Source organism: Vibrio sp. V08_P9A1T1 (assembly GCF_963874405.1).
GTDB classification, from domain to species: domain Bacteria; phylum Pseudomonadota; class Gammaproteobacteria; order Enterobacterales; family Vibrionaceae; genus Vibrio; species Vibrio anguillarum.
The window spans coordinates 1-10434 of record NZ_CAWNIB010000027.1; the positions used below are offsets into that span (position 1 = coordinate 1).

Sequence of the window (10434 nt, forward strand, 5' to 3'; positions counted from 1 at the left end):
GAGCTATGTTTATGGAAGAAGAATAAAAATAAACAAAAATGAAATGTATTGAGGGATCCTTTACGTCAGATCCGTTAGGCAACCTAGCAAATTTGGTGGCCAGATAATGATTCTTGATAACATCGAAGATGTGTATAGCAATAATTTGTTTGCCTTGCATGAGCTTGTTCTCAACGAGCTCGGTTCATACGTATTCGTAAAAAACCGCCAAGGTGAGTATCTGTATGCAAATCAGCTAACACTTAAACTGTTTGGCACAACTTTGGAAGAACTCAGAGGCAAAACTGATCATGATTTTTTTCAAGATGACCTACTCGCCGATATTTTACACAGCGATCAAATGGTATTTGATACCAAACAGCCTTTCATCAGTGAAGAACGTGCACAAGCAAAATTTGATACCAAAGTACGCGTCTACCGCGCAATAAAGAAACCTATTCTAAGTATACAAACGGATGAAGTGATTGGCCTTATCGGTGTTTCTACTGAGATTACCGATATTGTCGAACTGCGAGAACAGCTTCACACTCTAGCCAATACCGATGACTTAACGCAGCTCTACAATCGCCGCAAGTTGTGGCGAGAAGCGTGTAATGAATTTACGTTGGCTCAGCGTGATCATTATCCGATAAGTTGTATTGCCATTGATATCGACAACTTCAAGTTAGTAAACGACACCTATGGCCACCAGCGAGGAGATGATGTGATTTGGCAGTTAGCAGAGATAGCGAGAAAGCACACACGCCATGGCGATGCCTGCGGTAGAATTGGTGGTGAAGAGTTTCTGATTGTTCTGCATAAGGCGAATGCGCATGAGGCCTTTCAAGTGGCAGATCGTTTGCGTAAAGAATTTTATGCATACGCATTTTTTGACAACGGCGCACACTTTAGTATCAGTTGTGGTATCTCTGAAATTGCGGGCAGCGATGCCGATTTTTTCGAAATTTATCGCCGCTCAGACAAAGCACTTTATAAAGCCAAGCTCGCTGGACGGAATCAATGTGCCACATTCCAAGAAACATAACTATGTTCCATAAAGGGTCTATAATGTTCGTTTAATGTGAATTATCACTTAAAACGAGCAAATACTCGCGCATCCCATTCACTAATGATTGAATTTGGTCGATTAAACCGTACACTCACAAAGTCGTAGTGCCTTACGCACAGTAAGCATTCAAGGTATTGACCTATTTAAGCTTCAATGAATAAGGATATTTAAGGTGAAAGCAGTTAAACGCCATCAAGAAATTATCGAATTAGTTCAAACACACGGATTTGTGAGTACCGATGATTTAGTCGAGCGATTCAATGTCAGCCCACAAACCATCCGCCGAGATCTCAACGAACTTGCAGATGCCAATAAGTTACGACGCAATCACGGCGGCGCCACCATCGCGTCTAGTTCTGAAAACTCCTCTTACCACACTCGCCAAGTGACTTATCAGCAAGAAAAAGAGAAAGTGGCTGCCGAGCTAGTCAAACACATTCCCGATGGCGCAACGCTCTTTATCGACATAGGCACGACACCTGAAGCTATCGCTCGGGCATTAATGCTCAATCACGAAAATCTGCGCATTGTCACCAACAACATTAACGTGGCGACGATTTTAATGGCCAAACCGGATTTTAATGTCATCTTAGCGGGCGGTGAAGTGCGTAATAAAGACGGTGGCGTGACGGGTGAAGCCACTTTGGATTTCATTTCACAATTTCGTCTCGATTTCGGTATTTTAGGGATTAGCGGCATTGACTATGATGGCTCACTTTTAGATTTCGATTATCACGAAGTGAGAGTCAAACGGGCGATCATCGAAAATAGTCGCTGTGTTTATCTCGGTGTCGACCACAGTAAATTCGGACGTAATGCCATGGTGAAGCTAGGCACAATTGCCGATGTAGATTTGATCATTACCAATGCTCAACCACCAGAAGAAATTGATGCATTCGCTCGTGAAAATGAAGTAACCATTCAGGTGGTATAGATAGATTGAGGCCAAACCGACATTTGAACTAGATTTTCCCGCCAAATAGATAAACTATTTCATTATTTGCTCGTACTGTTACGGTTTTTTTTGATATAAATGCCAATATAGTACGACGCAATTTAGAACTTTCGGCTTATGTACAAAATTCTGAGACTGATCCAAGAGAACCAACAAATCACTAGCCACGATGATTTGGAAAATGTACTCAATGGGCTCAATAACTTAATTGATCATGAATTTTTCCTCTTTGGCCTCTCTTTTCAACCCACGTTAAAAACCAGTGAAACGCTTGTCACGGACAATTACCCCAATAGCTGGCGACAGCAATATGATGAATCAGGCTTCATGCATATCGATCCAATTGTCAAATACAGTATTACCAATTTTTTGCCCATTCGCTGGGATGACGCTAAGCGGGTCAATGATGATGGACGAGTCATTTTTGAAGAGGCGCGTTGCAATGGACTCAAAGCGGGATTTAGCATTCCAATCCATGGACTTAGGGGGGAATTTGGCATGATAAGTTTTGCAACCTCAGATACCAAGTCTTACGATTTGAATCAACAAAGTATCCATACCTCACAGCTCATTGTACCGTTACTGGCTCATAATATTGGCAACATCACCCGTTACCATAAAGACGCAAAACCGAGAGCGGTGCTCACCGCACGTGAAGTACAATGCTTAGCTTGGGCGGCCGAAGGCAAAAGCGCATGGGAAATTGCCACGATTATTAATACGTCAGAACGTACCGTGAAGTTCCATTTCAGTAATGCTTGTAAAAAGCTTGGCGCGACGAATCGCTACCAAGCGATCACTAAAGCTATTTTAGGTGGCTATATCAATCCCTATTTATAAGGCTTATGCATTGACACTTGCACGATATGCTTCATTCATTGGAATATGCAAAGCGACAGAACGTGTACTTCCCAAAAGATGCACTTTTTTATCACCGAGTCTTTCGCATGGGATCCCCATCCGCTTAATCAATTTTTCCACACTGGCCGATGTGACCGTTACATAGGCATTGATGTGATATTGCTGGGCGTGATGATACAGCGACTGAAACATCTGCAGCGTAACATTACTCACGCCGCCCAATTGCGCCGAATGATCTTTATCGACCGCAAAACGACTCAGCTCATAAATCTCCTTTGCTTTGGGTGCTTGCTGCACACCGAGTAATTCCGAAAAAGTATCTTTAAGCATATAACGCGACGTCGTTGGCAAAATTCGCCAACACCCCACTAAATGACCCTGTTCCTCTTTGGCATACAAATAGTGTGCTTCTGGAACGTCGTACTCATCAGTCTCCATTCCTCGATTTGTTTTTAGCTCCCACTGCAAGCGTTGCGAAAAAACTTTATAGCGTAACTTCAGCAATGACACATAATCAGCTTGAGGGACACTTTGAAAGGTATGTGAATAAATTGAAATAGTCATGTGACTTCTCCTTAGGTTATTGGAGAAATCACGCTAAACAATCTCATCAGAGATAGAACCTGTTCGATCGAACAGTTACGTCGAAATACTGTTTAAACTATTATTAACGCAACTGAATAACTAACGCTCAGTTGGCTCAATAAGGTACAACATAAAGTAAATAACTCGTACCGCTCGGCTTTAAAAATCCTCTTAGGCAACTAAGAGGATTTTTTATATCTGCTGCATTCAAAATAATATTGCAGTTTGGTTAACGCTTTGTTATTTATGATTCCGTTAATAAAAAACAAGGATTCCCCAATGAGTAGTGGCCAACGTGCAATAACTTTGCGTTTTTTAGCAGAGCCCGGTGATGTGAATTTCGGTGGTAAAGTCCACGGTGGCGCTGTCATGAAATGGATAGATCTAGCGGCCTATGCATGCTCAGCAGGCTGGAGTGGTAAATATTGCATCACCGCTTATGCGGGAGGGATCCGCTTTGTCGCTCCTATCCACGTAGGGAACCTCGTTGAAGTCAGCGCAAAAGTCATTTATACGGGAACGAGCTCAATGCATATTGCCATTGATGTGCAAGCGAGCGATCCAAAAGAGTTGAAAAACCAGCTGACTACCCATTGTATTGTCATCATGGTGGCTGTCGATGGGCAAGGCAAGCCCACCCCTATACCCGAATGGGTGCCGCAAACAGCAGAAGATATTGCCCTACGCCAATCAGCGATACGCTTAATGAACATGCGTAAAGAGATAGGGGAAGAGATGGAAGCTCACGTTAAGTACTTAAAATAACCACCCACGATGCGCTCAGTTGTCATTTTTTCTTCATCTTTATCTGCTTAAATCGAGCCCTCTGAAATTTTGCATCGATGATAGGAAAAGGCTTTGACTCCCAGAGAGATTACCTTGAGCGAATCAACATTAGTCGACCCAAAGTCAATTGAGTATCACTGGGTCCGAACGCTTTACGTTGAAGGCTACCAGCCCCAAGAAATTAACCACTATATCCGTGCCTGCTTTGGCGGAGATGATACCTTCGCCGATCTGTTTCGCCGCGTTGCGCTGCAGCAAGAGAGTTTGTATGTCCTTTTGCAATACTTAGGCTGCGCCCCTTCTAGCCGTGAGTTCTGATTTTTTAGCCTTCCTTTACGACGTTACACAAAGATTTCAGATGTGAGTCGCATCCAAACACCATTTCACTTTTGAGACATTCAATTCATCATATACTGCATGTGCGTTACCAATAGCACCCTTTAATACAGATATAAAAAAACCCAAGCAATGCTCGGGTCTTGGTTACAAAAACTGTTAGTTTGTTGGATAGTAAGGAATAAAGCTAACAGCCAGCTATGCGTAACGCCAGATTTGCATATTACTTAACTGATCGGCGGCCAAACCAAATACGTTAAGCTAATACAATATGGGCGACCTCACGGTCGCCCTATCGTTATTATCCTTTCACACCACCGGCCGTAAGTCCTCCGACTAACCAGCGCTGTGCAAGCAAAAATACGACAGTGATAGGTAAAGCAGACAACACTGCTGCTGCTGCAAAATCTCCCCACAAATAGTTCTGAGGATAAAGATACTGCTGCATACCCACCGCTAATGTATATGAGTTTACATCAGAAAGTAGCAAAGATGCCACTGGTACTTCACCAACCACCCCAATAAACGAGAGAATAAACACAACCGCAAGAATCGGCACAGAGAGTGGTAGCAGCACCAGTCTAAAGGCTTGCCATGGTGTAGCTCCATCTAAAGCAGCCGCTTCTTCTAAGGAGTTATCTATCGTTTCAAAATAGCCTTTGATCGTCCATACGTGCAGTGCGATACCACCTAGGTAGGAGAAAATTAAACCACCATGCGTATTTAAGCCAAGAAATGGGATGTATTGACCTAATTTGTCAAACAGTGCATACATCGCAACCAGTGCCAGTACCGCTGGGAACATTTGAAAAATCATCATCGCTTTTAGGATGGTGTCTTTACCTTTAAAACGCATGCGCGCAAAGGCATAAGCAGACGTTGTCGATAGGGCCACAATGAGCACTGAAGTAATGCCTGCTACTTTCACTGAATTCCATAACCAAGTCAGAACCGGAAATGGCGGCGGTGTAACAGAGCCATCAGCATTAGTGACAGCAAAACCTAATGCCAATTTCCAGTGTTCTAGAGATGGGTTATCTGGGATCAAACTGCCCGTGGCAAAGTTCCCTTCACGAAATGAAATCGCAATGACCATCAATAGTGGAAAAATGATCAGCGATAAAAATGCCCACAGAGCAACATGAGTCGCCCATAAGCGATATTTGAGAGATTGACCTTGTACCATCGCCATAACGATTACTCCTTAATTCTGTGACAGCTTCGTAAAACGTAAGTTGAGTAGTGCTAACCCACCAACCAGTAAGAAGATCAAGGTTGCGATGGCACTAGCCAAACCGAAGTCTTGACCACCAGCTCCTTCAAACGCAATACGATAGGTATAGCTTACGAGTAAATCGGTGTAGCCGGCTGGCTCTGAAGTACCAATCATATTCGGGCCACCTTGTGTCAGAAGTTGAATCATCACAAAGTTGTTAAAGTTAAACGCAAAGCTCGCAATAAGTAACGGAGTCATTGGTTTGATCATGAGCGGCAATGTGATACGGGTGAAGTTGTGTAAAAAACCTGCACCATCAATCGCCGATGCTTCATATAAATCCTCTGGAATCGCTTTCAAAAGACCCATACACAAAATCATCATGTAAGGAAAACCAAGCCAAGTATTGACGATCAGCACCATACTTTTAGCGAGAAAAGGGTCTGAGAACCAGCTAGGACTAATGCCAAAAATACTGTTGAGCACCATATTGATCTCACCAAAGCTTTGGTTGAACAAGCCTTTGAAGATCAAAATAGAAATAAAGGCAGGAACAGCATAAGGCAGGATTAATAGCACTCGGTAAACGGCGCGACCTTTAAGCTCTTCCCATTGCACGACACTGGCTAGCACCAAACCAATCATGAGAGTAAAAATCACGGTTAAGGTAGAGAAAACGACCGTCCAGATAAAGATATTGATGAAAGGCTCTTTAATACCGTCATCTTTCCATACACGCTCAAAGTTATGTGTGCCAATTTTCACCACAAAACCAGGCGATACTGTCGCACCGATAAATTGACCACTTTCGTCCACTGGTTGATAAAAGCCAACATCCATATTCGGCCGTAGTATTTCGCCTGTTTGATTATTGACCAGCGTTTCGCCATCATCTTGCATGGTGTAAAGCGGCGATACGGCGGCAAACTTGCGCAAGCCACTCATGCGTACATCTTCACCACTAGGGAAATGCAGATCAATTGAGCTCAACGTAGCACGGTGATTAATAATGGTTTTAATCGGCTCTTTGGTGCCCTCAATACCCTCAATAGGTTGAAGGTCCATATCGGTCACCGATAAGCCATTTAAGGAAAACACGTCGGTAGCGAGCGTCTGCTCTCCATCTTCGATTGCAATTCGATAACCACTTTCCGTTTTGTATAGAGTGAAAGGATAGCTTTCCCCGCCCTGATAAGTTCGATCCAACAGCACGGTTTGTGCACGTTCTAAAGAGAGTTGGTTTTTAGCACTGTAGTTAGTAAAAGCCAGACCAACGGTGTAGGCCAAAGGAAAGAGGATGAATAAGATCATTCCCGCGATACCCGGATAAATATAGCGGTGTGCGTAAGTATGTTTACTGCCGAAAATATAAAGGGCCAGAGCGGTAAGAATGAGAGTAAGCAGCGCAAAGGCGAGCTCACCGCGAGAATACATAAGAATAGTGGCGTAACCGTTAACGATACCAACCGTACCTAATAATGCCCATTTAATGAGCACATTTTTACTGGAAGGAAGTGCCGTTTCGGGTGCTGACAAAGCATCTGTACCTTGAACTGACTGCATAGAAGAACCTGCTAGCGATATAAACGTAAAATGAAGGAGAGGTTACCCTCTCCTTAAGGGCTTGACCAAAACCGAATTATTTAGTCATTTGTTTTTCTGCATCAGCCAGTGCGGCATCGACAGTTTGGCGGCCATCTACAATATTGATAATTGCACTTTTCGCGCTGCCCCAAAATGCATTCATCTGAGGGATGTTCGGCATAATTTCGCCATTCATTGCGTTATCCATTGTCGCGGCGATGCGTGTATCTGCATCAAGCTCACGTTGGAAAGAGTTAAGAGCCACCGCACCAAGAGGTTTGTCATTATTGACCATGCGCAGACCATCATTGGTGAGTAAGTAGTTTTCGATAAACTCAATCGCGAGATCTTTATTTGGAGAAGCGGTGCTGATACCAGCCGTCAATACGCCCACGAACGGCTTGGAAGATTGCCCGTTAAATTTCGGTAATGTCGTCACACCGTAGTTAATGCCTGATTTTTCAATGTTGCCCCAAGCCCACGGACCGTTGATCGTCATTGCCGTTTTACCTTGGTTAAACGCAGCTTCAGAAACAGAGTAGTCCATATCCGGAGAGATCACGCCTTTGTCCACTAAGCCTTTCACGAAGTTCATCGCGTCTTTTACGCCTTTATTCGCGATACCAGCATCTTTCACATCATAGCCATCAATCGTGTATTTGAATGCGTAACCGCCATCAGCCGCCATAAGAGGCCATGTGAAATACGGTTCTTTCAAGTTCCACATGATGGCCGTTTTGCCCTCTTTCTTAAGTTTGGCGTTCAACGCTTCCACTTCTTCCCAGCTTTTCGGTGGGTTTGGCACAAGATCTTTGTTATAGATGAGAGACAAGGATTCTACCGCGACTGGGTAGCCGATGATTTTACCGTTGTATTTCACCGCATCCCAGGCAAAATCCACGATACCCTCTTGAATCGCTTTTGAAGGTTTAATTTCAGCCAGCAAGCCAGCTTCTGCATAACCACCAAAACGGTCATGAGCCCAGAACACAATATCAGGTCCATCACCCGTTGCTGCGGTTTGTGGGAATTTATCTTGAAGTGCGTCAGGGTGAGCCACGGTCACTTTGATACCCGTGTCCGCCTCAAATTTCTTACCCACTTCAGCCAAACCGTTATAGCCTTTATCACCATTAATCCAAATGGTGAGTTGTCCTTCTTCAATAGCAGCATGTGCACCAAACGAACCAAGAGCAACTAGAGTACTTAGCGCGACTGTGCTTAGGGCGTTTTTCATGTTCATATCCTTTTTATTTTTGTGTTGTAGGGCTCACCAACAGGTTTCGCCGTATTTCGTCATATATAATCAGAGAAAACCTAACTTGACTCATCCTCCTACGCCCTACGCCCTCGATATTATGGACTATTTTCGTGATCATCATCGCTCAAGGTTAGAGAGCTCAATCACAAAAAAATACCTTTTTGTGACATGCTTCCACTTAACAGCCATTAATTATTTGAACTGGATCTAACTCAGCCCTTAAACCCCTCCTCCATCGCATCCATCGCTACTCCCCCCTATAAAAAACTCAATTAGGAGGATGTATCAAACACACACATCACACAAAATACAGTCATCCCAGAGTGGATAGTAAGAGCCTTTTCCAGTAACTCATCGTTTACTGGCTTACATCGCTAGATTGGTTTGCTGTCATAAATGAGCGTTCGTGGTAATTGATTTTATAACGGGGGAGACGCTCAATGTGCAGGGGAAGTGAACTAAATCATTGGCATGGATGGGTGATGCTTTCTTCAAACTCCCTTAATTTGAAGACATCACCCTTTTTCTTACATTATTAACCACCTTACCCAATTCCTGCTGTCATTGCCTGCAAGAAAACTCATATAATGATGGGCAGTGATTTATAAAAAATATTGATCGAGGACGAGCTCTATGGCGAGTGTCACGTTAAAAAATGTATGTAAAGCATACGGTGATGTATTAATTTCTAAAAATGTCGACTTAGAAATTCAAGAAGGCGAATTTGTCGTCTTTGTCGGTCCGTCAGGTTGTGGGAAATCCACCCTACTGCGTTGCATAGCAGGCCTAGAAGATATCACCTCGGGTGACTTGTTTATTGGCGATAAGCGAATGAATGATGTTGAACCTTCTAAACGTGGCGTCGGCATGGTATTTCAATCCTATGCGCTCTACCCGCACCTTAATCTTTTCGACAACATGTCTTTTGGCCTAAAGTTGGCCAAAGCCGATAAAAAGGAGATCGAGCAACGTGTTGAGCACGCCGCCGATATTCTCCAGCTCAGCCATTTGCTTGAACGTCAACCTAAGTCTCTTTCAGGTGGCCAACGTCAGCGTGTCGCGATTGGGCGTACTTTAGTCTCACAACCGAATGTATTTTTGCTTGATGAGCCGCTGTCTAACCTAGATGCAGCGCTGCGCGTACAGATGCGTTCAGAGATAACCAAACTGCAACGCAAATTGGGCTGCACTATGATTTACGTTACCCATGACCAAGTCGAAGCAATGACAATGGCTGACAAAATCGTGGTCTTGGATGCTGGTTTCGTATCACAAGTAGGTAAACCACTTGAGTTGTATCATTACCCAGAAAATCGTTTCGTCGCAGGCTTCATCGGTTCTCCTAAAATGAACTTCATGAGCGTATTCATCGAAGATGTCGAAGCCGAACGTGTGAAAGTTCAACTCTCTAATGGAACCTCATTTTGGATTTTGGTCGATGGAACCACGATCACTCGCGGCGAGCGTATGTCATTAGGTGTGCGTCCAGAGCACTTGCTGAGCGCTGAAGATGGTGATGCGAAAATTGAAGGCAAAGTGATGATGGTTGAGAAACTCGGCAATGAAACACAAGTCTACATGAACTTGAAAGGCTCTGATTCTGATGTAATTTACCGCCAGCCTGATACTTTGGGCGTTGAAACAGGTGATACATTGACAATTGGTATTCCAGGACATCGCTGCCACCTCTTCCACAGCGATGGACGTGCATGCCGCCGCCTTTACAAAGAAAAAGGCATCGAAGCCGAATAAAAAGAAATTCAGTTAAGAAAATAAGACAGCCCCTTTGATAGGGGCTGTCT

Annotated in this window: 10 protein-coding genes; 6 read left to right on the forward strand and 4 right to left on the reverse strand. The window is 43.8% G+C overall.

The annotated features are described in order from the left end of the window. Positions 1–106 precede the first annotated feature (106 nt). The 3 genes from AACT21_RS01635 (at position 107) to AACT21_RS01645 (ending at position 2843) form a co-directional block, all read left to right on the forward strand. Entirely contained in the window at positions 107–1024 is a 918-nt protein-coding gene (locus AACT21_RS01635) for a GGDEF domain-containing protein (protein WP_094164223.1), read from the forward strand. A gap of 196 nt (positions 1025–1220) precedes the next feature. Continuing rightward, entirely contained in the window at positions 1221–1982 is a 762-nt protein-coding gene (locus tag AACT21_RS01640; RefSeq protein ID WP_013868063.1) for a DeoR/GlpR family transcriptional regulator, read from the forward strand. A 138-nt stretch (positions 1983–2120) separates the two neighbouring features. Further along, the gene (locus AACT21_RS01645; RefSeq protein ID WP_017044271.1) at positions 2121–2843 is read left to right on the forward strand and encodes a helix-turn-helix transcriptional regulator; all 723 of its coding nucleotides are present in this window, start codon (positions 2121–2123) and stop codon (positions 2841–2843) included. Positions 2844–2846: 3 nt separating this feature from the next. Here the strand turns inward: AACT21_RS01645 and AACT21_RS01650 are convergent, their stop codons facing one another. After that, positions 2847–3428: an acyl-homoserine-lactone synthase gene (locus AACT21_RS01650; RefSeq protein ID WP_013868065.1), complete on the reverse strand. Its 582-nt coding sequence runs from the start codon at positions 3426–3428 to the stop codon at positions 2847–2849. Positions 3429–3728: 300 nt separating this feature from the next. Between AACT21_RS01650 and AACT21_RS01655 the strand changes: the two genes are divergently transcribed. Together AACT21_RS01655 and AACT21_RS01660 are read left to right on the forward strand one after the other, a co-directional pair. Then, positions 3729–4214, forward strand: a complete 486-nt coding sequence (locus AACT21_RS01655) for an acyl-CoA thioesterase (RefSeq protein ID WP_026027856.1) — start codon at positions 3729–3731, stop codon at positions 4212–4214. Between the two features lie 93 nt (positions 4215–4307). Then, positions 4308–4553: a hypothetical protein gene (locus tag AACT21_RS01660; RefSeq protein ID WP_017045998.1), complete on the forward strand. Its 246-nt coding sequence runs from the start codon at positions 4308–4310 to the stop codon at positions 4551–4553. Between the two features lie 319 nt (positions 4554–4872). Here the strand turns inward: AACT21_RS01660 and malG are convergent, their stop codons facing one another. The 3 genes from malG to malE form a co-directional block, all read right to left on the reverse strand. Continuing rightward, a complete protein-coding gene (malG, locus tag AACT21_RS01665; protein WP_010317575.1) occupies positions 4873–5763 on the reverse strand; it encodes a maltose ABC transporter permease MalG in 891 nt (296 codons plus the stop codon). Between the two features lie 12 nt (positions 5764–5775). Then, a complete protein-coding gene (gene malF / locus AACT21_RS01670; RefSeq protein WP_013868068.1) occupies positions 5776–7350 on the reverse strand; it encodes a maltose ABC transporter permease MalF in 1575 nt (524 codons plus the stop codon). A 76-nt stretch (positions 7351–7426) separates the two neighbouring features. Then, positions 7427–8608, reverse strand: a complete 1182-nt coding sequence (gene malE, locus AACT21_RS01675; RefSeq protein ID WP_026027705.1) for a maltose/maltodextrin ABC transporter substrate-binding protein MalE — start codon at positions 8606–8608, stop codon at positions 7427–7429. 657 nt (positions 8609–9265) lie between these two features. Here malE and malK point away from each other — a divergent pair. Then, on the forward strand, positions 9266–10384 hold the full coding sequence (gene malK / locus AACT21_RS01680) for a maltose/maltodextrin ABC transporter ATP-binding protein MalK (protein WP_017045996.1): 1119 nt from the start codon (positions 9266–9268) through the stop codon (positions 10382–10384). The last annotated feature ends 50 nt before the right edge of the window (positions 10385–10434 follow it).